General features: G+C 42.6%; 24 protein-coding genes. 12 read left to right on the top strand and 12 right to left on the bottom strand.

Annotation, left to right across the window (positions count from 1 at the left end; all coding sequences use genetic code 11):
- Nucleotides 1–84: 84 nt before the first annotated feature.
- Entirely contained in the window at nt 85–1,200 is a 1,116-nt protein-coding gene (locus tag M9899_04280) for a murein L,D-transpeptidase catalytic domain family protein (GenBank protein MCO5113376.1), read from the bottom strand.
- A gap of 194 nt (nt 1,201–1,394) precedes the next feature.
- On the opposite strand from M9899_04280, the gene M9899_04275 reads away from it, so the two are divergent.
- A complete protein-coding gene (locus tag M9899_04275; protein MCO5113375.1) occupies nt 1,395–2,114 on the top strand; it encodes a hypothetical protein in 720 nt (239 codons plus the stop codon).
- A gap of 403 nt (nt 2,115–2,517) precedes the next feature.
- Nucleotides 2,518–3,093, top strand: a complete 576-nt coding sequence (locus tag M9899_04270; protein MCO5113374.1) for a redoxin family protein — start codon at nt 2,518–2,520, stop codon at nt 3,091–3,093.
- Here M9899_04270 and M9899_04265 read toward each other — a convergent pair.
- Nucleotides 3,090–4,076, bottom strand: a complete 987-nt coding sequence (locus tag M9899_04265) for an acryloyl-CoA reductase (GenBank protein ID MCO5113373.1) — start codon at nt 4,074–4,076, stop codon at nt 3,090–3,092. The two genes, M9899_04270 and M9899_04265, sit on opposite strands and share 4 nt — an antisense overlap.
- A 25-nt stretch (nt 4,077–4,101) precedes the next feature.
- Here M9899_04265 and M9899_04260 point away from each other — a divergent pair, with 25 nt between their 5' ends.
- The 6 genes from M9899_04260 to pdxH all read left to right on the top strand — a co-directional run bounded on the left by M9899_04260 (nt 4,102) and on the right by pdxH (nt 10,958).
- Nucleotides 4,102–5,106 (top strand): RluA family pseudouridine synthase, encoded by a 1,005-nt coding sequence (locus tag M9899_04260; GenBank protein MCO5113372.1) that lies wholly within the window; start codon nt 4,102–4,104, stop codon nt 5,104–5,106.
- A gap of 93 nt (nt 5,107–5,199) precedes the next feature.
- A complete protein-coding gene (locus tag M9899_04255) occupies nt 5,200–6,846 on the top strand; it encodes an electron transfer flavoprotein-ubiquinone oxidoreductase (GenBank protein MCO5113371.1) in 1,647 nt (548 codons plus the stop codon).
- Between the two features lie 117 nt (nt 6,847–6,963).
- Nucleotides 6,964–8,028 carry a YjgN family protein gene (locus tag M9899_04250; GenBank protein MCO5113370.1) on the top strand — a complete coding sequence of 355 codons (1,065 nt, stop codon included), beginning with the start codon at nt 6,964–6,966 and terminating at the stop codon, nt 8,026–8,028.
- Nucleotides 8,029–8,075: 47 nt separating this feature from the next.
- Nucleotides 8,076–9,317: a M48 family metallopeptidase gene (locus M9899_04245; GenBank protein MCO5113369.1), complete on the top strand. Its 1,242-nt coding sequence runs from the start codon at nt 8,076–8,078 to the stop codon at nt 9,315–9,317.
- 338 nt (nt 9,318–9,655) lie between these two features.
- Nucleotides 9,656–10,258, top strand: a complete 603-nt coding sequence (locus M9899_04240; protein MCO5113368.1) for a NifU family protein — start codon at nt 9,656–9,658, stop codon at nt 10,256–10,258.
- Between the two features lie 76 nt (nt 10,259–10,334).
- Nucleotides 10,335–10,958, top strand: a complete 624-nt coding sequence (pdxH, locus tag M9899_04235) for a pyridoxamine 5'-phosphate oxidase (GenBank protein MCO5113367.1) — start codon at nt 10,335–10,337, stop codon at nt 10,956–10,958.
- A gap of 106 nt (nt 10,959–11,064) precedes the next feature.
- On the opposite strand, the gene M9899_04230 is transcribed toward pdxH, so the two are convergent.
- Complete coding sequence (locus M9899_04230; GenBank protein ID MCO5113366.1) at nt 11,065–12,000, bottom strand: COX15/CtaA family protein; 936 nt, start codon at nt 11,998–12,000, stop codon at nt 11,065–11,067.
- 179 nt (nt 12,001–12,179) lie between these two features.
- On the opposite strand from M9899_04230, the gene M9899_04225 reads away from it, so the two are divergent.
- Together M9899_04225 and M9899_04220 are read left to right on the top strand one after the other, a co-directional pair.
- Nucleotides 12,180–12,890 (top strand): FKBP-type peptidyl-prolyl cis-trans isomerase, encoded by a 711-nt coding sequence (locus M9899_04225; GenBank protein ID MCO5113365.1) that lies wholly within the window; start codon nt 12,180–12,182, stop codon nt 12,888–12,890.
- Nucleotides 12,891–13,274: 384 nt separating this feature from the next.
- Nucleotides 13,275–14,225, top strand: a complete 951-nt coding sequence (locus M9899_04220) for a hypothetical protein (protein ID MCO5113364.1) — start codon at nt 13,275–13,277, stop codon at nt 14,223–14,225.
- A gap of 96 nt (nt 14,226–14,321) precedes the next feature.
- On the opposite strand, the gene M9899_04215 is transcribed toward M9899_04220, so the two are convergent.
- Nucleotides 14,322–16,805 carry an acyl-CoA dehydrogenase gene (locus M9899_04215; GenBank protein ID MCO5113363.1) on the bottom strand — a complete coding sequence of 828 codons (2,484 nt, stop codon included), beginning with the start codon at nt 16,803–16,805 and terminating at the stop codon, nt 14,322–14,324.
- A gap of 180 nt (nt 16,806–16,985) precedes the next feature.
- Between M9899_04215 and M9899_04210 the strand changes: the two genes are divergently transcribed.
- A complete protein-coding gene (locus tag M9899_04210) occupies nt 16,986–18,230 on the top strand; it encodes an MFS transporter (GenBank protein MCO5113362.1) in 1,245 nt (414 codons plus the stop codon).
- A gap of 172 nt (nt 18,231–18,402) precedes the next feature.
- Here the strand turns inward: M9899_04210 and M9899_04205 are convergent, their stop codons facing one another.
- The 8 genes from M9899_04205 to tpiA form a co-directional block, all read right to left on the bottom strand.
- Nucleotides 18,403–18,582, bottom strand: a complete 180-nt coding sequence (locus M9899_04205) for a hypothetical protein (protein ID MCO5113361.1) — start codon at nt 18,580–18,582, stop codon at nt 18,403–18,405.
- Nucleotides 18,583–18,595: 13 nt separating this feature from the next.
- A complete protein-coding gene (locus M9899_04200; protein ID MCO5113360.1) occupies nt 18,596–19,408 on the bottom strand; it encodes a rhomboid family intramembrane serine protease in 813 nt (270 codons plus the stop codon).
- The gene (locus M9899_04195) at nt 19,405–19,965 is read right to left on the bottom strand and encodes an HIT domain-containing protein (GenBank protein MCO5113359.1); all 561 of its coding nucleotides are present in this window, start codon (nt 19,963–19,965) and stop codon (nt 19,405–19,407) included. Before M9899_04195 ends, M9899_04200 begins: the two co-directional genes overlap by 4 nt.
- 501 nt (nt 19,966–20,466) lie before the next feature.
- Nucleotides 20,467–22,278, bottom strand: coding sequence for a 30S ribosomal protein S1 (locus M9899_04190; GenBank protein MCO5113358.1), 1,812 nt, complete (start codon nt 22,276–22,278; stop codon nt 20,467–20,469).
- A gap of 92 nt (nt 22,279–22,370) precedes the next feature.
- Entirely contained in the window at nt 22,371–23,069 is a 699-nt protein-coding gene (cmk, locus tag M9899_04185) for a (d)CMP kinase (GenBank protein ID MCO5113357.1), read from the bottom strand.
- On the bottom strand, nt 23,048–24,184 hold the full coding sequence (gene hisC / locus M9899_04180) for a histidinol-phosphate transaminase (protein ID MCO5113356.1): 1,137 nt from the start codon (nt 24,182–24,184) through the stop codon (nt 23,048–23,050). The genes cmk and hisC overlap by 22 nt, the downstream gene beginning before the upstream one ends.
- Before the next feature lie 9 nt (nt 24,185–24,193).
- Nucleotides 24,194–25,423, bottom strand: coding sequence for a threonine ammonia-lyase (gene ilvA / locus M9899_04175; GenBank protein ID MCO5113355.1), 1,230 nt, complete (start codon nt 25,421–25,423; stop codon nt 24,194–24,196).
- Nucleotides 25,424–25,448: 25 nt separating this feature from the next.
- Complete coding sequence (gene tpiA, locus M9899_04170) at nt 25,449–26,192, bottom strand: triose-phosphate isomerase (protein MCO5113354.1); 744 nt, start codon at nt 26,190–26,192, stop codon at nt 25,449–25,451.
- A 71-nt stretch (nt 26,193–26,263) separates the two neighbouring features.
- On the opposite strand from tpiA, the gene M9899_04165 reads away from it, so the two are divergent.
- Entirely contained in the window at nt 26,264–26,962 is a 699-nt protein-coding gene (locus M9899_04165; GenBank protein ID MCO5113353.1) for a hypothetical protein, read from the top strand.
- The last annotated feature ends 4 nt before the right edge of the window (nt 26,963–26,966 follow it).

The following is a 26,966-nucleotide window of genomic DNA, read 5'->3' as shown; positions in this document are numbered from 1 at the left end:
ATGGGGCAAAGCGCGTCCTGCTTGCTGGAGGTCTGTCACGAAATGGAGGGAGGAAATAGAAGAGCAAATCTGAGTAAGCCCTACCTACTGGCATTGCGGAGCGTGGATGTATAAAAGTGAGCCGTTAACTCGACTGACCATATTTTTCAAACGACCTCTGGCAAAAGCAGGACACCCACTGCTGCGTCCCTGCACTTGAGGAACGTTGACCATATACGCAGGAGCTTCGTGCATCACCACGCCACTGCTTTCTACATCTCTGTGTTTACCGTCTAAGGACACCAGCTTAAGAGCTTTGTAGTTCTTCCCACTAATCTTTCCAATGAGTGGCCAGAATTTAGACGTCGTATGTCCACCTGCTACTTTGTAAAAGCCATCGCGAGTGCGATTTTTTCTTGTCGAAGAACCCAAAGGCCCCGTCGCACATCTTTGCAACATGGATTTCGTTCCTCCAGAGCCTTTCACACCACTCCCATGAGAAACAAACTCTGTGGAATAAGAACAGCTCGATAAATTCACAAGAAAAAAACGTTTTTCTGCCGAAGACACCGAATAATCAATAAAGGCCACATAGTCGTCTCTTAAACCTTTAGCATTATATTTACCTCTGGCGACAATGGTGCTTTTAAGCACGGAAGGAAAATTACGTTTGACCTGAGCCCCTAGCTCTTTGTCTCCTTGCACTTTTCCAATCAAAGTCTCTGCACAGCGGTGAAAACTTTGTGCGTTGGATACACTTTGTGTGTCTAATTTTAAAGTTTGCAACTGAGGTTCAGAAATAAAAATGCGCTTTTTATTTAAAACAGCCTTCACTTCGTCTGAATAACTGGGCAAAACATCAATACGAATATTTTGTTGAAATGGAAAAATAGAAGAGCTGATGACTTCACCAGGTTTTTCATCATCTTCGTAGGAATACGGCTCTATGGTGTTTCCTGGAGTATAACTGATTTTTGTTCCCTTAGGCAGCCTGAAGCCTGTGGGACTGAGTTCATCAATAAGAGACAAAAACTCTTCACTGGGGTGCATTTCTCTTAAAGTCAGTTCACTTTGTAAAACCCCTGTTACAGTGTTTGCAGAGGCCATAGCCGAGAATCCCAAGCTGTAAAGACACAGAACCAGCACAAAATATCCTCTTTTTGTGCGCGCACTAGTTTTCAGCTGATATGACGTTCCATGGTCGTTCTTAAGCACTGACATTTTTCTCCCTGTTTTGGTCTCAAATCGTTTAAATGCGATAACTCGCATCCTGCTTTTCCCACTTCAATATCTGTACCTTTTTCACCTCTAATTTATGAGAATTTCTGGTCTAGATTTATGTAAAAAATCACCCTGTGGACGAAAATTGTCATCCTAGACGTTGAATTTAAAAAGGAGTCTTCTAATATTTACTTATGAGGTCTATTTTATTTTTTTCTCTTATCATTTTTGGATTTGGCAGCATCAGTATGGCCCAATACCGCACACCTGCAAAAAACTCTCACAAAGCTTCGCAGAAAAATACCGCCACCAGATCCATTCCTAAATCGCCTGTTCAGAAAAAAGCTCTGCCTCAACATCTCGCTCAAAAGAAAGCTGCTCCTGCAGCAGCTACAACTCCCAAAGCCTCGCCTTCACAACATACACAAAAAGCTGAAGCCCATAATGGCATTGAGCCTATCCAAATTGTGCGTAACGAGTACATCATGCTTCGTCGCCTGCCTCACAACGAAAAGGCTTTACTTAAACTTTTTGGGGAACGTCCTAAACGTGAAGAAAGACACATCCAAAATCATCATGATCAAAGCATGGACACCGTAGTTAAACTCAGCTTTAACAAAGCGGACATGGACCTTTATGCCGACAAAAGCCGTCCAGAGTATGTGAACTTTTTGGGTATGACCCTCAATGAACGTAAGAAAAGACTGGAAGGTGTTTTACCTCTTCAAGTGGAAAGCACCCGTGAAGAATTAGAAAAACTTTTTGAAGTCAGCACTGACGAGCAAGATTTTTTTGAAATGTGTGAACTGCAAGAGGTGACCGAAGCTGGGCCTATTTATAGCAGTTCATGTGTGGTGTTTTCTTTTGAGGATAATAAAATCACAAAAATAGACTGGGCCTTGCCTCTGGACTAAAACCTTTTCTGCTCTCGAAGGTCTCAAGGGGCCTCTTCCTTTTGTTTGTTGTATAGATTTATATAGAGATCAAAATGCTCAGACAGTGACGTTTGGCATATGCCTTTGCGTTCGCAAAAGCATGCCAAGCCGAACTCACATTTTGATCCTATATAAATCTATACAACAAACAAAAGGAAGAGACCTGCGGGGCTTTGGGTGCAACAAAATGTTTCAGTCGACGATTTGAGTGAGTGGTGGTGGTTTGTTTTTTAGTTTTTTTAGGATAAGTTTTGGTGCTTTGGCGTTCACAATGTCGCTTAGGTGTGTTACCTAGTCAGTGATGTTTTGGTTTAATTGACGACGTTGAGTATGACTGTGTGTTTGCAAATTCATGCCTAACTGAATTTGATTGAGGGTTTCATTGGTTTTTTTTCGCTGTGTGGTCTTTTTAATTTTCTTTTGTAGCAGTGCCTTTGCAGGGGCTGAGACTTTGGATTTGGGGGGACTTTATGGGCAAACTTTACCTGAGCTTGAGGCCTTTAGCTTGAAGGACTTACAGAAATCAAAAGAGTTTAAACCCAAAGGCTATGTAGTGACGTTTATGTCGGCCTACTGTCCTTGTTCTAACAGTCATGTTGAGGAACTTAAAGAGCTGGCAAGCACTTACAAAGATTTTCAATTTGTCTTTGTGCACTCCAATACTAACGAGCCCCATGAAACTGCTGTTAAATATTTTAAAAGCAAAAACATTCCTTTTCCCGTCATCTCTGACCCAAAAGCACGAATTGCAGATGAGTTTAAAGCTCTTAAAACTCCCCACACTTTTTTATTAAACGCTAAGGGGGAAGTTCTTTATAAAGGTGGCGTCAGTGACAGTTCGCACTTTTCTCATGCAAAAAAGAAATTTTTACGAGAAGCTTTAGGGCAAGTGGCAAAGGGCCAAACACCTAAAGTCAAATATGGCCGCACTTTAGGTTGTCAGATCATTCGCCTTTAAATTTTAACCACCACTCGTCCATGATTAGAATGTCCAATGAGCCTTTCACAGGACTTAGGAACATCCTCAAGCTGCACCTCTTCTGTGATCAGCTTTTCAATGTGACGGGGGCGCCATGAATCAGCTAATCTCTCCCACAGTTCATCACGCTTGGACTTTTCACAGTTATTAGAACTTGCTCCTAAAAGACTGACCCCTCTTAAAATAAAAGGCATCACTGTGGTGGTTAGCTTCGCATCCATAGCTAAGCCAATAGAGGCCACATTCCCCCACAACTCCACAGCAGGCAGCACACTTTGTAAAAAGGCACCACCCAAATTATCAATCACTCCACCCCACTGGGCCTTCACCAGTGGAGGTCCATCCTCTTGTATCACTTCTTTAACGTTGGAAACCAGGTGAGCCCCTAAATCTTCTAAATAAGTCTGATACTCTTCAGGTCTTGAGGTGGTGGCTTCTACAAAAAAACCCAGTTGTGATAAAATCTGAATGGCAAAACTGCCCACGCCACCTGTGGCACCAGAAACCAAAATAGGACCTTTCTCAAAAGTTTGTCCATTAGTCAGCATACGGTCCACAGCTAAGGCCGCAGTAAATCCTGCTGTGCCTAAAGCCATCGCTTGTCTAGACGTGAGTGCCTTTGGTCTTTTCACCACAATCGAGTCTGGGACTTTGACATATTCGGCATATCCACCGTCTTTGTCCTCACCTAACCCCATGCCGTTGACCAGCACAAGGTCACCTTCTTTAAAAGACTTAGATTGAGATTTTAAAACCACACCTGCCACATCAATCCCTGGAACAATGGGATGAATTTTAAAAATAGGGCTTCTATCTAACACACCCAAGGCATCTTTATAGTTAATGCTGCTGTATTCGGCTTGGATGATCAACTCTCCTGTGTTTAAAACCCATGAGTCGGTATCACGCTCTATAATTTTTGCTTTTCTATCTTGATCAAAAAGAAGACATTTGTATTTCATCTGCACTCCATTATATAACCACCCCATGAAAGTGATCGAAATCTCAGCTTCTGTCAAAGAACACAGGTCTATGTGTGTTTCTGATTTTTTGGTCCAATGGTTTGCAGGACAAATCCCAGGCCTGAATCTGCCGTATATGGCCAAGCAGAAGAATTTTAAAACTCCCAAACGTTTTGCCCCAACCACTGTCATCGAAAAAAAACATCTCATTGACAGCGTAAGAAAGGGACTGGTGTTTGTAGATCATAAAAAAATCCCGCATTTGCCTTTTCCACTTAAAGGCAAAACCAAAATTTTAGTGGGCTTTGAAAATCAAACCTTGGGATTTCCTTCCGCAGACTTTCATATCAAAAAATCGGATTTGCTTTTTGAAGACGAAGAACTTGTGGCATTGAATAAACCCGAGGGATTACCTTCCCAATCCACTTTTCATCTTTTTGAGGATCACGCCAAATCTTTACTGTATGCCTACTACATTAAAAACCTTAAAGGACTCAAAGCCCCTTACCTAGCCCTATGTCATCGCCTGGATCGTGACACCTCAGGGGTACTGCTGCTTGCTAAAAAAACATCCATCAATAAAGGCATGGCCGATTTATTTAATAAAAAGCGCATTCAAAAAACCTATTTAGCTTTAGTCAAAAATAATCCTGAGGCTCTTATCAAATTGCAAGAGGGACAAAAATTTGAGGTCAAAGGCCTCATCAAAAAAACACCCACTGCCAAACACCCTTTTTATTTTTCTATGGACCCCAAAGAAGGACAAACATCAGAAACTCAATTTAAAGTTTTAAAACTCACCCCAGATCAAATTTTACTCGAATGCTCCCCGATTACGGGCCGAAGCCATCAGATCCGCGTGCACCTTAAATCTTTAAACTTACCAATTCTAGGTGACCCCTTCTACGGCTTAGGCGAAAAAGAAGCCCCTCGCCTAGCTCTCCATGCTCACTCGCTCAAATTTATTCACCCGCATACAAAAAAAGCTCTAAATATCCAATCCGATATTCCAGAGCTTTTTAAAATTTAACGGCCCACCCAGCGCCCAGAAAGCTCTTGAATAATACCCCTAATTTAAGCTATGGTGGCAATTATCTTTTTGTTTTCAACTAGGGAGGATGGATTGGCATCAGGCTTTAAACCAGTAAATCATCAGCCAGAATTGGACCTCAACCGTTTTATTATCGAAAACCCCCAGGTCAATGAAGAAGAATGCGTCCCCATGGACGTGCTGTTTGTAGGCGGCGGTCCCGCAGGTCTTTGCGGTGCCATTCGCTTAGCCAGAAAGGTCCAAGAACTTAAAACTCAAGATCCAAGCTACCCTGACGTAGAAATTGGCGTTTTAGAAAAAGCCCAATCCTTAGGCGGTCACTCTTTATCTGGTGCCATCATTAACCCCGTAGCCCTGATGGAACTCTTCCCAGAGCTTGACCCTTCAGAATTTCCCTTCAAACACAAAGTGGATTCAGAAAAAGTATATGTGCTCACCCCCAAAAAGAGTTTTAGAATTCCCACTCCTCCTACAATGAAAAACCACGGCTTTTATGCCGCTTCTATTTGTGAAGTCACAAGATGGCTGGGTGAAAAAGCAGAAGCTTTAGGCATCAACGTGTTCACCAGCTTTCCTGCAGAAAGTCTACTGATCAAAGATGGCCAAGTGATAGGAGTGCGCACAGTGGAAGCGGGACTAAATCGTGATGGTACCCCTGGTGCCCAACACATGCCCCACACAGATATTTTAGCTTCAGTCACAGTACTTTGCGAAGGCACTCGTGGCCCTTTAACACAAAGTTATTTGAAGTGGTCGGGGCAAGAGTCTATGGCGCCACAAATTTATGCTCTAGGTGTGAAAGAAATTTGGCGCCTTAAAAAGCCTTTAGATTCCGTGATCCATACTATGGGCTGGCCCTTAGGGGATACCTTTGGCGGAAGCTTTGCCTATCCCATGGGCGATGATCAAATGGCGATAGGACTTGTAGGAGGACTAGATTACAAGAGTTCCAACCTAGATGTGCACGGAGAATTGCAAAACCTTAAAGCTCACCCTTTATTTCACTCCTTACTTGAAGGGGCTGAACTTGTAGAATGGGGAGCTAAAACTATTCCTGAGGGCGGATTTCACAGCCTACCTGAAAGGCTCAGTGGCAACGGCATTATGCTTTGTGGTGATGCGGTAGGTATGGTGAACGTGCCCGCACTTAAAGGCATTCATTACGCTATGAAAAGTGGAATTTTAGCCGCAGACACTCTCAGTGTTGCCATCCCCAAAGCTGAATTTTCAAGAGAAGTCCTCAAATCCTATGATGACGCCGTAAAAAATAGTTTTATTTATAAAGACCTCTATAAAGTGCGCAACATGCGCCAGGCCTTTAAATCTGGCTTCATCATTGGTGGCATCAAAGCTTTACTGATGACGTTGACTGGAGGTGCTTTTCCTCCGCAAGCTCCTCATATTGAAGAGGATGCCGATGAACAGAAATTATTTAAAGATCCTAAAAATTATCCTGGGCTTAAAAAAGTGGATGGCGTTTATCAGTCAGGTAACAAGACCCGTGACGATATCCCCTCCCATCTGACCGTAGGCCAAGACATCACAGCCGAACTTGCGGACTTTTACTCTAGCCTCTGCCCTGCAGGAGTTTATGAACGTCAGGGCGATCAGCTTGTCGTCAACGCGCCTAATTGTGTGGACTGCAAAGCCACAGACGTACTGGGCCCAAGGTGGCAGCCTCGTGAAGGTGGCAGTGGCCCTAACTATACTTTTATGTAGTTTTAAAGACTTTTGATTTAGTTTTAAGCAAACTTACTCTGCTGTGTTGTCATTTGGTGGGCCGCTGTCTACACTAAAGTGACAACATAAAATCTATTACATCAGAGGTAAAAGCTTATGACGACAGAGATATCTTCACCTTTATACGGGACACGTCCTCCCCAAACCCACACCGTGGAATTCAGAGGGTCAGGTTCTGAATACTTCCGCATTTGGATCATCAACACCTTACTGACCATTGTCACCTTAGGGATTTATTCTCCATGGGCTAAAGTTAGAAAAATGAAATACTTTTACCGCAACACCTACCTTGCGGGAGATTCTTTTGACTATCATGCCGATCCCATCAAAATTTTAATCGGTCGTGTTATCATCTTAGTTTTATTCTTGGGGCTGAATATCAGCCAAGCCATAAGCCCTATGCTTTGGGGTATATTTTTAATTTTACTTCTTATAGCTTTTCCATGGGTGATTGTGCGTTCAGCAATTTTTAAATATCGTAATAGCTCTTACCGCAACATCCGCTTTGGCTTTAACAAAAATTATGCAGACTCCTATTTCAGTTACATCCTGTCTGTCATAGTGACCGCCTTCACCTTGTATCTTGCATTTCCTTATGCACTCTACAGACACTATAGATTCATTTTGAATAACATTCGCTATGGCAAAGCGGAACTTCACTATAACGCCAGAGCTGGTGCATTTTTTAAATTGTTCTACACTTCGATTTTATTAGGTTTTGTTATTGTTTTTATTCCAGTTGTCTTAATAAGCACCTTATTAACCATGGCAATGGGGTCAACAAGTTCAGCTACTCTTTTTATTATTCCTATAGCTGCAAGTATAATTTATTTAGGCATGGCGCTTGTGTATGGATTTCAACGAGCCATGATTGTAAATGAGATCACCAACAACTCCAGCATTGCCAACGTCAAATTAAAAGCTCATCTTGGCACTTTTGAGTTTGGATTTATAGTGTTGACCAATTTACTTCTTATTGTATTCACTCTAGGATTTGGTACACCATGGGCCCAAGTGCGTGCTTTAAAATATCGCTTAGAAAACACATCTGTCGAAGCCACCGAAGAGGACTTTAATCAATTTTTGGCCTCCCAAGAAAATCCTGAGGGTTATGCCGCAGAGGCCGCCACAGACTTTTGGGATATTGATTTTGGGCTTTAAAAATTAAAAGAGTCTCAGTTTACCCTGAGGCTTATGAGATGTGACTTATGCAAAACTTAAATGGTTTTTATTTTAACGGACAAGACTCTCGCAAGTTTGAAGTCGAATTGGAACTTCACACGCACGGTATTGTCCTTTTTTACCAAGGCGAAAAACTTAAAAGTTACGCCTTAAACGAATTTAAAGTTCACAGTCCTCTGGCTTCTTCGTCTAGAATCATCGAGTTTACTGATGGTGCCAGATTTGAAAGCTTTGATTATCAAAAGTTTGAAAGTTTTTTCCCTTCTGCCAAACATCAAAGCTGGGTCTTTCAAATGGAGAATCGTATCACCTACGCTGTAGCCGCCGCAGTGATAGGCCTTGCGCTTTTGCTCTTCACCCATTTCTACCTTATTCCCTGGAGTTCCAAAGGCCTGGCCTTTAGCACCCCAAAAACAGTTTTAAACGTTTTAGAAACCAGTACCAAAAAAACACTAAGCCTTGCATGGAAAGTCAAACTTGTTCCCGTTGATGCGCAAAAGTATTCTGAGTCTTATGCTGTGATAGAAAATGTGCTCGCCACCTACCCTGATTTAAATTTAAAAATTGATATGATCTCACCCCATTCGATGATCACAACAGCTAACGCGTTTGCCTTGCCTGCGGGACAGATTCTTATCAACAAAGAACTGCTGGATTTAGTCACTCCCGAAGAGCTTCACGCCATTTTACTTCACGAAGTAGGGCATGTGTATCATAGACACTCTTTACAAGGTCTTATCAAAAGTGCGGGGCTCTATGCGATGCTCAGTTTAGCTTTTGGGGTCACCGACTTTGGCAGTTTAACGCTGACTCTACTTAACGCCGCTTACTCGCGTGACGATGAAAGAGAGGCCGATGACTTCAGCGCAGAAGCTCTTGCCAAGCAGCAGCTCAATCCTCTTTTGCTTGCTGATGGTTTAAGTAAGATCGAAGCCGCAGCCAAAGAGTACATGTATCAACGTTTAGATCGACTGACTAAAACAAAAACCAAGACCGACACAACAGCTAAAGATACAAAAAAAGATACTGATTCAAAAACTGCCTATATAGATGCAAAAGCTGACACCAGCACAGACAAAACCAGCCCTGTTGCGGCTGATGACACTTCCAAGACGACCGAAAAAAACAAGAAACAAAGTCGTAAAGAGTTAGAAAAAAATTCAGACAGGCTGATGGGCATTCTTTCGACTCACCCCCTCACCACAGAGCGCATCGAGCGCCTGCAACAACATGCTACAAAGCATGGTTTTCCAACCAAAGCACAGTAGGTCTTTCAAACTGGCCTATCTCCTGAGTATTTCAAATTTAGATTCCCTTTGTTGTTCTTGAGTTTTTTAAGATCATCTAAAGCTCTTATATCTTTCAAAGGAGCCCTCCAGTAAGCGTGACGCGTTTTGCCCGAAGGGCAAATACTGGCAAGCCCATGGACGGGCGGGGCTCCTTTGAAAGATATAAGAGCTTTAGATGATCTTAAAAAACTCAAGAACAACAAAGGGAATCTAAATTTGAAATACTCAGGAGATAGGCCAGTTTGAAAGGCTTTACGCCTTATGCTTGCACATGGAATCACTATGTACTATGACATCTCTATGATCTGAGGTGTCCCATGAAAGTGACCTTTTCCAAAGAACAACTAAAAGACAAATCTTTAGATTTTATTTTAGATCAAGCTATTTCACAAAAGACCAAAACTTATAAAGTCTCTAAAGACGCGCAGTATTCCCCTCTGGGGTCTAAAATTTTTGGTTTTCCATGGGTGGAAGAACTCACCTTAGAACCACAAAAGATCACGATCACTCGTGCTGATTGGGTGGATTGGGACATGTTAGCCCAACCTTTGGTGGATATGATAGAGCATCACTTTTCCATCTATGATGAAGACGTCACCCCAGAAGAAAACCAAGAACCTATTGTTCGCGAAGTAGAAGATGAGTCTATGGAACTCACCGCAGAAACAAAACCTATTTATGAATTTTTAGAAGAAAACATCAACCCCCAGCTCGCCTCCCATGGTGGTGAAGTTAAGTTTTTAGACTACCAAGATGGCGTAGTGTACTTGCAGATGTTAGGGGGTTGTCAGGGCTGTGGTTTAGCCGCCCAAACCATGCGTGACGGTATCGAAGTGGCCTTAAAAAATGAATTCAGTTACGTCGTCGCTGTAAAAGACGTCACCGACCACTCCGAAGGCTCAAACCCTTACTATCGTTAAAATAAAAAGCGCCACAGACAGACAGAGAAAAGTAAAAGTAAAAGTAAAAGTAAAAGTAAAAAACAGGATCACACAGATGGACACGCAATCAAGATTTCAAAGACTTCAAAAATCAGATCTCGATCCAAATCCTTTTGAGCAATTTCAAAAGTGGTGGCTTATTGCTCAACAACAAGTTGCACTTTACCCTGAGTTTATGATCCTAAACACTGTGGACGAAAGGGATTACCCTCAGTCCCGTGTGGTTTTACTAAGAGGATTTAAATCTCCTTACTTTCAGTTTTTTACTAACTACAACAGTAACAAATCCACCGAGTTGCAAAAACATCCTAAAGCCAGCCTTTTATTCTTCTGGAAAGAACTCGGAAAACAGATTCGCATCCTAGGACAAGTCACACCCTGTACTGAAATGGACAGCGATAACTACTGGAACACTCGTCCCCGCGAAAGCCAAATCCATGCGTGGGCTTCGGCACAAAGCGCTCCGATTGCTGACTATGAAACTTTGCTTAACAACGTGAAAGCCATAGAAGAAAAATTCAAAGGCACACCCATCCCTCGCCCCCCACATTGGGGTGGCCTACAACTTGAAGCCGAGTCTTTTGAATTCTGGCAAGAGGGCGAATTTCGCCTCCACCACCGTTTCACCTACACCAAAACCTCCCCCCAACAATGGCAAATCACACGCCTCAACCCCTGATTACGTTTACGGCACTTGCTCCATTTAGCTTTGTCCTTGGCTTTATAGAAGAAGACTTTGTCCTATAAATCCAAGAACAAAGCTAAATGGAACAGGCGGAACTCGCTTAAGAGTGGATGTTTTTAAAACCAAAAAGGCAAAACTGAGCCCAGAGGATTTGGGCCCACAACAGGTGAGTCAGTTGCAGAGCAATGGGAGCTAGCAAAAACAAGTTGATAAGACCAATAAAAAGGGTGGAACACATCCAAAATAAAAGATGTTTAGCATAAGGTTTTTCAATATTTTGAAACGCCATGGTGCTCACGCTCCATGTGACTAGAACAGCAATGATCGGATGCCAGACTCTGAGTTTTATTAAAAAATGAGCATTTTCAGCAAAGTCTTTTTGGATACCGTCTCTAAGGGTTTCAGAAGGATAAAGGGTATCCCCTAAGGCCGCAATAGCACCAAGGCTTGCTACAGCAAAAAGACCTAGAGCATTCAGTGTAAAAAACGCGTAATTCCATCTTGCGGCTTTCTCTGATGGGCGTGGCGGAAGAATCAGGCTGATGGTGCCGACAATACATCCTGTCAGAAAAAACGTATTCACCAAGTGAATGACCATAACCAGAGCACGAGCCCATGACTCATTAGATCCGACCAGCCCTGACAGAACAAGTTGAGCACCAATCAGGGCTTCAGTGATGGTGAAAAATAAAACTCCTAGGGGAAGTAGAAAATGAGTGGAACGCCAAAACTTTTTGGCTTGGAACTGTTCACCTTGAGCACTTTTGACTTTAAAAAGAGGAGTAAAAAATCGCCAAGCTAAAACCACTAAAACTAAGACATAGATGCCATACAGACCCGATGTAGAGCGGTGGATGTATTCGATCCATGTTTGAATGTCAGAATTTTTAGGGATCAGCTGCCCATGACAGGTGGGCCAGTTCTTTCCACACCCATCTCCTGAGCCTGAAGCTCTAACAAAAGCTCCCCAGAGAATGACAAACCAAGTGTAAGCTAAAAGAAACTTCCATAGGAATTTAAACTTTTCGGGTCGCATGAGGGCCAACTTACATGGCTTTTACGAAATATGTAACCTTTAAATGCCTGAAAACGGGTATCTGCTAAATCTGTTCATTTAGCAGGCATAATACTTTGCATTAGGCTATGGCTTGTTTTGGCAATAGCCTCAAAGGCAAGTAAATTATTAGGGTTGGATTAAATAAGGAGATAATAATTATGAAAGCAACATGGCTATTACTTGGGTTAGCTTTATCCCTAACAGCTTGTAATAAAATCGGAGGGGTCAGTGCCTCTTCAATTAAAACAGATGATGAAAAAGTGATCTATGCTTTGGGCGCAAACTTTGGCGAAAGATTAAAGCCTTACGAACTCACAGCTGCTGAGCAAAAGATTTTGCTTACTGGTGTCGCAGATTCATTGGCAGGTTCTCAACTTAAAGCTGAGGTGCCTAACATTGGTTTAGAGATCAATAAATTTGCTGACAAAAGAACAAAAGCAATTGCTGACAAAGAAAGAGACGGAGCAAAAGCTTATATAGAAAAAATGCAAAAAGAAGAGGGAGCGGAAGTGACTGCTACAGGAATCGTCTTCAAGGAGATTCAAGCAGGTAGCGGTGATACTCCTTCGGCTGAGGACACTGTAAAGGTGAACTATCACGGTCAACTTCGTGATGGCACTGTGTTTGACAGTTCTATTGAAAAACTAGATGGTCCTTTAGCTAAAGAGCCTAGCCCAATGGTGTTCCCACTTAATCGTGTGATTCCATGTTGGACAGAAGCTGTGCAAAAGATCAAAGTCGGTGGTAAGGCCAAAGTGACTTGCCCTTCTGATCTTGCCTATGGCGATCGTGGTGCTCCACCAAAAATCAAACCAGGTGCTCCTTTAACTTTTGAAATCGAGCTTCTTGAAATCTTAAAAACAAACTAAGTTTTTAATAATTCCAAAAAAAATAAAAGGCGACCTTCGGGTGGCCTTTTTTTATGGACGCCCCCCTCTGGTTCTGCTCTCTAAACTCACAATCGCCCACTTCACACAGTTTCTTCCTCCTATTTGCCTTTCTCTTTTGGGATACCTCTTTGAAGGCGGACACGCCCATCCATGGGCTCTGCCAGCATTTGCCCTTTCGGGCAAAACGCGTCCCGCTTGCTGGAGGTCCGCCTTCAAAGAGGTATCCCAAAAGAGAAGAGTAAAAGGAGGAAGAAACTGTGGCATGTTTTATTTTAGTCTAGTGTTAAGAATTTAGACGCAAATAGCTTATGAAAATCAATGGTTTGGAGCTGGTTTAGGTATGTTACTTGCTTTGCTTAAAGCATGAAATTATCAATTCAAAATTCAATTTTTAAAATGTTAGTGTTCGTAGGTGCCTTAGGTTTCTCCTCTGGGGTTTGGTCCAAGCAGTGTGAACTCAGGAAGATAGATCAGTACACCTTTGAAGTGGACTTTCCTGATGGCAGAACCATAGGGATTTATGGTTGGCACCATCCTGGTAATGGGGATTTTGCGTATTCCTTGGAACTTTACGGGGACTCTATGGATCGAAGTTGCAGTAATGTAGAAATAGCCCTTAAAGGCTTTTTAGAAGACAACAAAAACATTTTAAATCACGCCAAGCGTGTGTACACCAAATTATCTCAGAGTGGAAAATTTCAAGAGATCGCTACTGAGCGTGCTGCCCAAGAACAAAAAGATGTGAACACACTTTATCAAAAGATCATTGCAGGAGCACAAAAGTATATGGAACGCTGCCCGCATTTAAAAGATAAGATCAATGAAAGTTTACTTATCGTTCCAGGACCTGATGCTATGTACTCTTATGCCCGTTTAAAAAAACCTCTACTAGCTGTAGAAAACGGAAAACTACTGACAGAAGCAGAAAAACGAATGCCTGTTTGGGCCGCTTCAAACGCTCATCTTTATAGCCAACTTTCTGAAAGAACTTTGGAGTTATTAAAAAAACAAGAGCGCATGGGTTTTGAAATTACGCCCGAGTACATTAAAGAAGTAGTCAGGTTAGAAAAAGACCCTGATCTGAGACGATATCTTGCCGAGTATCTTGAGTACAATGCCTTCTTACTCTCTCAAGTGCCAGAGCGTAACGAGTATATGTTAAAGTCTATGCTTGCACGCCCACACAGTGTGGCTCTGGTCGTGGGCTACCATCACAACCTCGATTTTGAAAAACAAGTTCTTAAAGAATGCCAAAGACAACAGCAATTTCAAGATCAACGAAGATCTGTATTTGAGGCCAAAACCGCAGAATAACCTCTCTGATTTTGGTCTTAGAATTCTCTAGAATTTAAAATTAAATCTCTATTTATCTAAAAAAAAGGCCACTCATGGTGGCCTTCATCCCTCGTATTAAGGGTGGTGTTTGGTTAAGTTCGGCTCAAGCCCTGTCACTTTGGATTTAATCGTGTGGGCTTTGTACTCATCATCGTCAAAATCATCCACTTGGATCGCATCCCATCTTAGGGATTCCGCAAGTAATAAGATTTCTTTTTCATCGGATGAGATCACACCTTTGCTGACCGCTTCATCGACCAAAGAAGCCAGTGGGCCTTTGGGTAAGGTTTTCGCACGGATCGCCTTCTTGATTTTTCTTTCGATTTCTCGGGCTTCAGTAATTTTTGTGAGTGTGTAATCCAGACGCCCCATAGGCTCTTGAGTGTCGTCAGTGATATAGGCTCCTTGAGTGTGTCGGTCTCTGAACTCAGAAGGTTTTACAAACGCACGCACCAACTCATGTCCTCGTCGATCTGAAGGAGGTGTGCCGATAGGATTGATCTCTGACCACAATCCAAACAAGCGGAACACCCATGAAAATCCAGGAACAGATAAGTTAAAAAATAAACCTGAGAATCCTTTTTGAATTTGCGCAAAAGCATAGTCCAAAGAGTATCTGACGATCACAAGGTCCTCTTCACGACGGCCTTCCCCTTCATAACGTCTAAGGATACAAGTGGCTAAGTACATCCAAGACAAGATGTCAGCAAATCGTCCTGTGAGTTTACCTTTAAACTTTAACGAGCCTCCTTGAGTCCCCATAGAAATATCGGTCAAAAGTCCAAAACTTGCTGAAGCCCAAGACAGCTTTTGGTAATAACGCCCTAAAGCTCCACCAGGTCCACGGGAGGCCAAGTACCCACGAGTGATACTGAGCAAGAAAGAACGAAACATATTTCTCACCACTGAACCCACATGGGCCCAAAAGGCTCTATCAAAAGCTTTAAGGTCACCATTAGTAGCCGCCATCACTTCTTGAAACACAAAAGGATGGGCTCTTAATAGACCTTGCCCAAAGATCATCAGTGTTCGAGTCAAAATGTTTGCTCCCTCGACTGTGATACCAATAGGGTTGGCAATGTAAGCGTGGGCCACTGTGTTTCTGGGTCCGCAAGAGATTCCCGTTCCTCCCATCACATCCATGGCATCATTCACCGCAATACGACCCATTTCTGTAGAGTGGTATTTACACATCGCAGTCACAACAGCGGGTTTGTTTCCCGCATCAATGGAACCACAAGTATAATTACGGCACGCCTCCAAAATATAATTGTAAGAGAAAATTCTAGCCAAAGGCTCTTCCACACCTTCAAAGGAAGCAATAGGAACTCCAAATTGCATTCTGATCGCCGAGTGCGCACTCACAATGCGGGTCAGGGTCTGCGCCCCTCCCACAGCTTGTGAAGGCAGAGAAATACCTCGCCCAGCCGCCAAACATGCCATCAACATAGACCAGCCTTTACCTACACCACTGAGTCCACCCACAACGGTATCAATAGATACATCCACATCGTTACCTTGCGTTGGACAATTATAAAAAGGGACGCCCAATGGATCGTGACGGCGGCCCACAACTACACCAGGTGTTTTTGCAGGGATTAAAGCACAAGTGATTCCCAAGTCTTCGCCTTTACCTAATAGATTCTCTGGATCACGTAAACGAAACGCCAAACCAATTAAAGTGGAAATGGCCGCCAAGGTGATCCAACGTTTGTTCCAGTTTAAACGAATACGCAGCTCACCTTGAGCGTCTTTATAAAGCTCACCATAAGAAAGAACCGAGCCAGCATCACTTCCCGCAGTAGGTTCTGTCAAACCAAAGCAAGGGATCTCTTCGCCCGTTGCAAGCTTAGGCAAAAGCGTTTTCTTTTGTTCATCTGTACCGTAATGATAAAGCAGTTCTGCAGGTCCTAAAGAGTTCGGAACCATCACCGTAACCGCAAGGGGAATACATCTTGACGTCAATTTAGAAATCACTGCACCATGAGCCAAAGCTGAGAATCCCAAACCGCCATATTCCTTGGGAATAATCATCCCAAAAAATTTCTCTTTTTTGATGATATCCCATGCCTCTTTCGGGATCTCTCTTTTCTGCCACACTTCCCAATCGTTGACAGCTTTACACAGTTCTTCCACAGGCCCATCTAAGAAGGCTTGTTCTTCGGCAGTTAATTTTGGATAAGGGTTCTCTTTAAAAATTTTTTTAAATTTAGGGTAACCTGCAAACAGTTGACCTTCAATCCAAACGGACCCTGCTTCAATAGCCTCAAGTTCTGTATCCGAAATTTTGGGCAAAATCCCTTTCATGACTTTCATCACCAGATTACTGACCAGTGTTCTACGAACTGGCGGGATGATAAACAATAAACTTAGACCCCAAAAGATCAAAATGCAAAGAGGCGAAGCGTGAAATCCCAAAAGCACAATCGTCAGCGACAGCACCCAAGCCACAAACGGCAATCCAAAAAATCCCGTTATCAGAATAGCAAGAATACCAGCGAGCAATACGTAAGAGCTGCATTCATAAATAGGCTGTAGTAACTGAGTCAAGGTGTCCATAACGTCTCCTCTGATGATTATGTCTATAATTATAGCTAAGTCTTTTCGTTGTGCAAAGAAGTAATAGGTAGAGGTATCCAATTTTTTCTGACACAACATCCATTTTCATTAAGCTAAAAATAATGAGAACATTATTGCTAATAACACACAAAATCCTAACCTCACTTGAAAGGTCCAGTCATGTTTGCTTTAAAACCAACGACAAAGAAATCTTTTTACTGGTGCATGTATGATTGGGCGAACTCTGCATTCGCCGTTTGCATTATCTCTGGTTTTTTTCCGATTTTTTTTAAATCTTACTGGGCCATAGACTTAGACTCTACAGACTCCACTTATTGGCTTGGTATTTTTAGCAGTCTGATCTCCGCATTTATTTTCTTTTTCTCTCCCTTACTGGGTCAAATCAGCAACACCACCTCATCAAAAATGCGCAACCTTCGCGTGGTTACCCTCCTTGGTGTCACTGCATGTTTGCTTTTTGTCACCGTAGGCGAAGACCAATGGTGGTGGGCTGGTGTGATTTTTATTGTGTCTTCGATCTGCTTTAATCTCAGTCATTTGTTTTATGACTCCCTTCTTCCCGAATACTCACAAGGTAGTGATGACTATCATTCCAATTCGCTTATGGGCTATGGTCTAGGCTACTTGGGAGGTGGTCTGATCTTCTTACTGCAAAGTTTAGTGATTCAGAAACCAGAAATTTTTGGCATCGACAAGGTGACCGCTGTGTATGGAGCGTTTGTGACCACGGCTTTGTGGTGGTTGTTTTTTTCGGCTCCCCTTCTCATGTCCAAACCCTTGCACCATTACAATGAAAATGATGATCAAGTGGATCTGAAAGCATTTTTTCAAAAACTTAAAGGATTGATCCTCTCACCCACACCTCTAAGCTTATTTTTAATTTCATACTTTTTTTATATTGATGGCGTTCATACCGTTTATAAGATGGCTGTCGACTATGGACTCTCCATTGGACTTGAAAGCTCAACCATGATTCTCACCCTTTTGATCGTACAATTTGTGGGCTTCCCTGCGGCCTTGCTTTTTACTTGGCTGAGCCATCGGGTTTCAAAATTTCTGATTTTAAAGTTAGGTATCTTGGCCTACTTAGTTGTGATTCTACTCGCCACACAGATTCACACAGCGGCTCAGTTCATTGCTTGCGGTGTTTTGATTGGGATATTCCAAGGCTCGGTGCAAGCGTTAAGTCGTTCTTACTTTTGCGAGCTGATTCCCAGTAAAGAAGAAACAGGAAGTTATTTTGGCCTTTACAATATGTTAGGTAAATTTTCAGCACTGTTTGGGCCTCTGACCACGGGCCTAGTCACAAGCCTTACAGGATCCCACCGCATAGGACTCACGTCCCTATCTATTTATTTGATCTTAGGCCTTATTTTCTTCCCCAAAGATCAGAAAAAAGCCTAAGGCTGAGCTTTCAACCTCCGCAACTTGGTAAATGTTCATCTAGCGTAGACAAAAAAGCCTAAGCACATATGTATGCTTAGGCTTTATAAACTAAGTCTATATTTTTGAGTGCGGACTTCGTCTCGCAAAGAACTGCCTCTTAGCTCGCACTTATTGATGTTAGACTTCGGTGTTACTCTTTACGTTGAGCAATATCAGACATAGGAACCTTTTTCGCCTTGGCACTAAGATCAGGAAGGTCAGCTAAATCCTTTTGGATTTCAGCGGCATTCTTTTCGTTAGCCTTTACTAAGATATCTACAATTCTCTTATCGTTTTCTAGTCTTTTTACAGATTTGCGAAATTGACCCATGTTCACCTCATCACTAATGGTATGTTGTCTTACTTTTCTTTTCGTTATCTACCACAAGCCTTAAATTTCGTCCATTTTTTCTGAACCAACGTCTTTTAGCTCTACGTTTCAGGTAGGTTTGAAACCATAGGTAAGCAAATCCTACAATAAAACCACCTAAATGCGCCAAATTGGCCACGGGTCCAGACACCCCAAGTGTGGTGATCATAAAGACTTCGATCAAAGCTAAGATGGCCACAAAGTACTTGGCCCTCATAGGAAAGATCATCATGAAGTACACCACTTCCTCACCATGAAAGATGGCAAAGGCAAGTAGAAGCCCAAAAATCGCCCCAGAGGCCCCCACAACTGGCATAGTCATCACATCTTGGCCCATGCCCAAAATAGAAGTCATAAAAAAGGCCGACACCAAATACAAAATCCCAGCCCCAACACCACACACTAGGTAGTAGCGTAAGAACTGCTTCGTCCCCATGGTGCGTTCAATCTGACTACCTACCCACCACAAGAGAAGCATATTAAACAAGATGTGTGTAAGATCTGGTGAGTGTAAGAAAAGATAAGTTAAGGGCTGCCAAAGCTTGAACTCAAAGACAGTAGAGTAAGGAACTAAACCCACCCACTGAAAGAGAGAAGATCGAGTAATAGCCCCTGCCCATTCCACAGACGAGGCCAATTGAGACATAAGAAAGGGCAACATGTGAACCACACCCAACCAAATGGCGATATTGGCAATGAGCAGAATCTTCACAACAGGAGTCATCTGCACCACCATCACTCCACTACTACCAGAGTGACCTCCACCTCGTCGTCCTGAGTGTCTCATGTTGCACTCTCCTCTTTGTCAAAGTGGGGCTTTAAGCGTTTGTAAGTCTCTTCCATAGTTTCAGGATGCACCTTAGTTTCAGCAATTAAAGGGAAGAAGTTTGTATCCCCTGCCCATCTAGGAATAATATGCCAATGCAAATGCCCAGGAATCCCTGCGCCCGCAACCTGCCCATGATTAAGCCCAATATTGAGCCCCGCACAACTGTACTCTGCTTTCAAAATCCGCACACAACGCTGAACATTCACCGCTAAGTCTGACAACACCTCAAAATTCAATGCCGTTAGGTCCCCCTCATGAATCAAAGGTAACACCAAAAGATGAGCAGGATTGTAAGGATACTTATTCATCACAACCATGGAATGCTTACTTTTAAATAACAAAAGACTTTCAGCCGAAAATTCACCACGCTGTAAAATCTCACAAAACACACACCCCTGTGTCTCAGTCTTAAGACCACGAACATAACGTAACCGATCAGGACGACTGATCACATCCCGCTCTTGAGGCCAAACATTGTTGAAAATAGATGAATTTTTACTCTTATCGTCTTGCATGCCCCAATATGCTAACGCAAATTTCCCAAGCACGCCATGGTCCAAAGCATCACTCTCCAAATTTCCCTCACAGGGCCTCTTGCGTCCTGTCTCTGAGAGTTAAATTTCGAGTGACCCTTAGACGCCGACGCAGCAGAAGGCGGGTGCGAAGCGTCTTCGGCTTTCGTCATAGATTTGAGATTTAAGGTTGGGAGAAACCCTTTGGGCTCCCCCCTCAACCTTAAATCTCAAATCTATGCCGCAAGTCGGATACGCATCGCTCGATTCTGGAGGTCGGCCTCTAAGGGTCACTCGAAACTCAACTCTCAGAGACAGGACGCAAGGTCGCCGCAAGGGATAGTTTGTCAGATTTTATAGGGGGAAAATTAACTAGATCTCGATGGCATCTTAGTTTTTCTTATTGATATGAAATTGAGGTAGAAGGCTTTATTTTGTTTTTCAATAAAAAAAAGGCAGACCTAAGTGGATCTGCCTTTGTGTACACGGTTTAACTTTTAAGACTTAGTCTTCGTTAGTGGTGTTTGGAGTTACGGTTGTTTCTTTTTTGATCTCTTTGAAAGCATCACCAAAAGCTTCACCTAAGCTAGTTTTAGAAGAAGATGTGGCTTTTTTAACATAGTCGTCTACGTTAGCTTTTTGCTCTCTTAAAGTGACCAGTTTTGCACTTAAGCCGATCTTTCTTGCGTCTTGGTCGATAGAGATGATTTCTGCTTTAATGGTTTCACCCACTTGAGCGATATCTTCTGGCTTTTCCACACGCTTTGTTGAAAGTTCAGAAATGTGGATTAAACCTTCGATGTCATCTTCTACTTGTACAAACACACCAAAGTCAGCAAGCTTTGTCACTTTCACATCTAGTTGTGAACCGATAGGGAACTTGTCTTCAATAGATGACCAAGGATCTGCTTCAAGTTGCTTAATACCAAGGCTGAATCTTTCGTTTTCAATATCTACACCTAAAACTACCGCACGAACTTTATCGCCTTTTTGGTACATTTCAGATGGATGATTTACACGCTTAGTCCAAGAGAAGTCAGAAATGTGCACAAGACCATCAATGCCGTCTTCAATACCTACGAAGATACCAAAGTCAGTGATAGACTTCACTTCACCTTCAATAATAGTACCTGGAGCATAAGTTTCTTTCAGCTCTAACCATGGGTTACTTTCAAGTTGTTTTAAACCTAAGCTGATGCGACGGTTTTCTGAATCAATAGAAAGAACTTGTACTTCCACTTCATCATCCACTTTAACAATTTGTGAAGGGTGTTTTACTTTCTTAGTCCAGCTCATTTCATTCACGTGAATCAAGCCTTCAACACCTTCAGAAAGGTCCACGAAAGCACCATACTCAGCTAAAGACACAACTTTACCTTTAATACGTTTACCGATTGGGAATTGCTCAGCTACAAGACCCCAAGGATCTTCAGATAACTGCTTTAAGCCTAAGCTTACACGTTGTTTTTCTTGATCATACTTTAAGACTTTAAGTTCAATCTCTTCACCCACAGTGATAGAATCAGAAGGATGTTTTACACGTCCCCAGCTCATGTCAGTGATGTGAAGTAGACCATCAATACCACCAAGATCAATGAAAGCACCGTAGTCTGTGACGTTCTTCACATAACCTTTAACAATCGAGCCTTCTTCCATTTGATCTAGAGTTTGAGTTTTTAGTTTTTCTCTTTCTTCTTCAAGAAGAGCACGACGAGACAATACAATGTTGCCACGTTTTTTGTTGAACTTAATTACTTTGAATTTAAATTTTTTGCCAATGAACGAATCAATGTTCTTCACAGGGCGTAAGTCAATTTGGCTACCAGGTAAAAAGGCTTTTACACCAATATCTACGCTTAAACCGCCTTTAACTTTGGAAATAACAACACCTTCAATGATCTCTTCATTTTCAGCAGCTTTAGAGATGTCACTCCAAGCTCTTAGCATGTCAGCTTTGTCTTTTGACAGAACAACCATGCCGTTGTCATTTTCGATTTTATCGATCATCACCTCAACTTTATCACCTACAGCCACAGAGTTTTGGCCATCAATGATACGAAATTCGCTGATAGGAATTAAACCTTCGCTTTTATAGTTGATGTCTACTAGTACATAATCAGATTGCACTTCCACCACTGTTCCCGTTGTGATGTCGCCTGGCTTTAGATCGTTACCTTGGATCGACTTTTCAAAAAGTGCGGCAAAAGAATCTGCACCTTCGTTTTTGTCTTTTCCCAAGACTTCTTTATCAGCTTCATCAAGAATTGCTAAAGCCTGATTGTACCCTTTTGAATTACCGTTGTTTGTATTTACCATATTAATTGTTCGTTCCTCCTCGTGGACGCATCTTAGGCGATGTCGACCAACAATTTTGCCTTATTATAGACAGAGGTCTTTTTTATAGGTTGTTAAGGCACTATGTCAAACTTCTTTTGGGCTAGGGCGTAAATCTTCTCGACCACTTCTTCTAAGCTGTACTCGGAAGTGTCAAGGGTGATGGACCCTTCGGGGGCCACAGTAGGAGCCTCAATTCTAATAGAATCCCTTTTATCCCTTTGTTTTTGGACTTGAAGCACCTCGTTGGGGTCTAAACCCTCTTGTATCGCCCGTCTTTGGGCGCGTTTTACGGGGTCGGCGACCAGAAAAATTTTAAGCCCCGCAGAAGGAAAAATCACACTCCCACAGTCTCGACCCTCTGCCACAAGACCTTTTTCTGTGAGGCAGTCTCTTTGGGCCTGCAAGATGGCCTTACGGATTTTAGTATGCACACTGATATTGCTTGCAGCAGTACCTACGGCCTCTTGATAAATTTGTTCCGTAGCATCTTTGCCATCAATAAAAACTTGGGTGCGCTCATGGTCCTTAACGATCTGCCAATCTTCGTTTTTAAAAGCGGCAAGGACTTGTTCTTCGTCAGCAAGATTCACTTCTTTTCTTAAACATAAAAGACCTATGGCACGATAAAAAGCACCTGTGGACACCCATTCAAAATTTAATTTTTTGGCTAAATTTCGGCTTACGCTGGATTTTCCAGAAGCCGCCAGACCATCTATGGTGACCACTTTATCAAATTTATCTAACTGTACTACTTCTTGCTCTTCGACCATTTCAATCCCAACACTTTTGCAATAGCACCCATGGCCTTTTCGTTTTCATGTGGCAAACCTACAGAAATTCTAAGCTGTGCAGGCAGTCCATAATTGTCGACAGGACGTAAGATCACACCTTCTTTTAAAAGTTCTTGGTTTATTTTGATCGCATCCTTGTGAGTGTCAAATAGAATAAAGTTGGCCTGAGAAGGGATATAATCTATACCCATTTCATCAAAGCTTTCGTACATATAATCTAAACCTTTCCAAGTGATCTGTTGAATTTCTTTTAAAAACTCGGTCTCTTTTAAGGCCTGAAGGGCTGCGGCTTGAGCAAACACATTCACATTAAAAGGCTTACGGATTCTGTTGATGATATCAATCACAAAGGGGTCAGCCATCAAAGAGCCGATTCTTGCACCTGCAAGAGCAAAGACCTTACTCATGGTTTTTAGCACCACTAGGTTCGGATACTTTTGAATACTTTGAGCCAGATCAAAAGGATAATCAGAGGCTCTGACAAACTCGTTATAAGCTTCATCAAATACAATTAAAAAATCTTCGCACTGGCCCCAACGATCCAAGAACTCAAACACCTCTTTAGAATTTAGGTAAGTTCCTGTGGGGTTATTGGGGTTAGGAATAAAAACCAGTTTAGGTCTTTGTTGTGGATTTTCAAGAATCTTAGACATGGCCTCAAGGTCAAATTTATAATCTGAAGTCAACGGAGTCTGAACAACTTTAACCGATTGCACTTGGGCTGAAATCGCATAAGCAATGAAGGCCCCTTCAGAAGTTAGGATACTGTCTTCGTGGGGAGTACAAAAGGCACGTACTAAAAGATCTACTAACTCATCTGATCCATTTCCAAAAGTGATATGGGCTTCTGGCACACGATAATAAGTGGCTACAGCTTTTTTAAGCTCAAAGGCACTGGGGTCAGGATAACGATGGCAGTCAGCAGCAGCTTGTGCGATGGCCTTTACAATATTGGGATGAGGAGCCAGAGGGCATTCGTTACTAGCCAATTTAACAAAATCCGTAATTCCAAACTCTCTTTGGGCCTCTGACAAAGGTTTCCCAGGTTTATAGGGGACCAAATTTAAAATTTCACTAGAAACTTCGATGTTCATCTCTCACCTCTAAAGAATGTCTTTAATAAAAATGCCACCTGCAAGCAACGCATTTTTGATCTTTTCAACATGTTCTTGGTTTCGAGTGGATAAAAGAATTTCAATTTCCGTTTGGCGAATATCAATCCCTTGCGCCAGTCGTCGGTGAGTCACCTCTAAGATATTAGCTCCATGGGAGGCAATGGTTTGGGTCAAAGAGTTCAGCATTCCTGGCACATCGTCCACAACAACTGAAATTCGGCAAAGCCGTCCTTCGTGTTCTAAACCTTTTTCAATCACTGAAGCCAATAAATTAAGATCCACATTTCCTCCTGAAATCACGATCCCGACATTATCACCTAATTCATGGCTAGCTTTTTTGGCAGCAGCCAAGCTGGCTGCGCCTGAACCTTCCACTACGGCCTTAGCTCGTTCCAACAGGAACACCATGGCTCTGGCGATTTCGTCATCAGAGACTGAAACAATGTCATCAACGTACTTAGAAATGTAAGTGTCATAAATCATTTTGGATGGTTTTTTAACTGCAATTCCATCAGCAATGGTAGACTTGTAAGGCGCCTTTTCTGGTAGATCACCTTTAGAATCAAAAAGCATCTTCATAGCGGGCACTCGTTCTGGAACGGCACCAATAATTTTAATTTGTGGTTTAAGAGTTTTAAGTGCTAAAGCGATTCCCGAAATGAGTCCACCGCCACCTATGGGTACAACCACCGTATCCAGTTCTGCACACTGCTCTAACAACTCTAAACCTATTGTGCCCTGTCCTGCGACCACTTCTGGGTCTTCGTAAGGGTGAACCAAGGTGTACGAGTTCTCTTTGGAAATTTGCATGCAGTGGTCATAAGCCTCATCAAACATAGAGCCTTTAAGAATCACATTAGCCCCATACCCTTGAGTGGCCACCACCTTAGCCAGAGGAGCAACTTCAGGCATAACAATGTAAGACTGAGAGCCCAGAAGCTTGGCACATAAGGCGACACCTTGGGCATGATTTCCCGCAGAGCACGCCGAAATTCCCGCTTTGAGTTGTTCGGCACTGAGCTGACTGATGCGATTATAGGCACCGCGAATTTTAAAACTGCCTGTGCGCTGTTGGTTTTCATATTTAAAAAAAATCTTTTTGCCAATCCACTTACTGGCCGACTCAGACAGTTCAAGTTGAGTTTTAAACACGGCTTTTGAAATTCGTTCTCTAGCTGCGACAATGTCATCAAAACAAATTGGATGCTTTAAACTCATACTTCCCCCACTTACAGTCTTTGACTTAGAGTTTATTTTTCATCTCTGAAAAGATACTGAGTAAACTTTCACACTTTAAAGAGGCACCACCAATCAAAAAGCCGTTCACGCTTTCTAACGCAAAAAGCTCTCCCGCATTTTCTGGTTTTACACTGCCTCCGTATAAAATAGGCGTACTCTGTCCCACTAAAGTTTTGATATAACTGTGCATACTCTGCACATCAGAAACACTTGCTACTTTGCCCGTACCAATGGCCCATACTGGCTCGTAAGCTACAACTAAGTCTTTAGGTCCCTTTTCGCCTAGTGCCTCTGCTAACTGCTGCTTGACCACCGACTCGGCTTGTCCTGACTCACGCTCGGCTAAAGTTTCGCCCACACAAAGAACGGGTCTTAACCCTAACTCCACACACTTCTCGATTTTACTTTTGATCATGGCGTTGGTTTCTGCAAATAAAGAACGACGCTCACTATGACCAATAAGCATCACCTTGGCCCCTAATTTTTTATAAAGCTCAGGCGAATTTTCACCTGTAAAGGCACCTGAATTTTCGGCATAAAAGTTTTGGGCTCCCCAAAGAAGTCCTTTACTGTTGTGAGCCTCGAACTCATAAGACAGCAGAGCGGGTGGAAAAAACATAAAGCGTTCCACATCTTGTAGGGACACCTGATTAAAAAAATCTACTAAAAACTGTCGGGACGATGACACGTCTTGGTTCATCTTCCAATTGGCTGCACAAATGAATTCCATAGCTTGGGACACTACCATGCCCACCCAAAAAGAGTGACGTCGCGGCGCGCCAGTGGTCTATTTTATGCATTTATCAAGGGATGAAACTTATGGGGTGCTTAGGCCTCTTTTTAACCTGTCTTTTACCGCTTCAAGCCAGCGCAAGGCTTTCCTGTGTGACGTTTTTAGGCCCCAGTACACAAAGTTTAGGTTCCCAGTTGACCGAGCGTCGTGTGTCCCTATCAGAAAAACGCAAAGCTTTAGAGACCGAGGTGTTTAAAAGCTATGGCACTCTTACTCCTAGTTTGGACAAAGCTCTATACGCCGTCTTTGAGCGTCCGCAAAACCCAAACTTACAAGTCGCGGCCGCAAAAGCCCTAAAGGCATCCCCTTTGACAGCGAAAATGAACGTCACTACCCGTGCTAAAATTTTATCCTTGGTGCAAAGACGTGCTGTGCGTCCCTACATGGCTATTCTCATTGGAAGATACATCGAACAGTTAGAATTCAAACAAGGATTTTTTAGCGACAAGGCCTTAAACTCTATCACTGAAATTGTAACTTTATTCATTACCGAAAAAGCTTTAATAGAGTCTCAAAAAACATTCCTCACCCATAACGACAAAGCCAATGAAAAAGAAATTTTAGATTTTTTAGAAGGTCGAGTGAGGTACAGTCCTCACTCTGTCAATTACAACAGACCTAGCGGTAGGCTGATCTTGTCCAATCTGGTCTTGGGCCACATTCAAACCATAGAAAGTATGATTGCACAAAATCCGTGGCCGCAAGAGTATAAAATTCACCAGTAAAATA

The organism is Pseudobdellovibrionaceae bacterium (assembly GCA_023954155.1).
Lineage (GTDB): Bacteria > Bdellovibrionota > Bdellovibrionia > Bdellovibrionales > UBA1609 > JAMLIO01.
The sequence above is the reverse complement of the archived record's forward strand: the minus strand, read 5'-3'. Positions and strand labels throughout refer to the sequence as shown.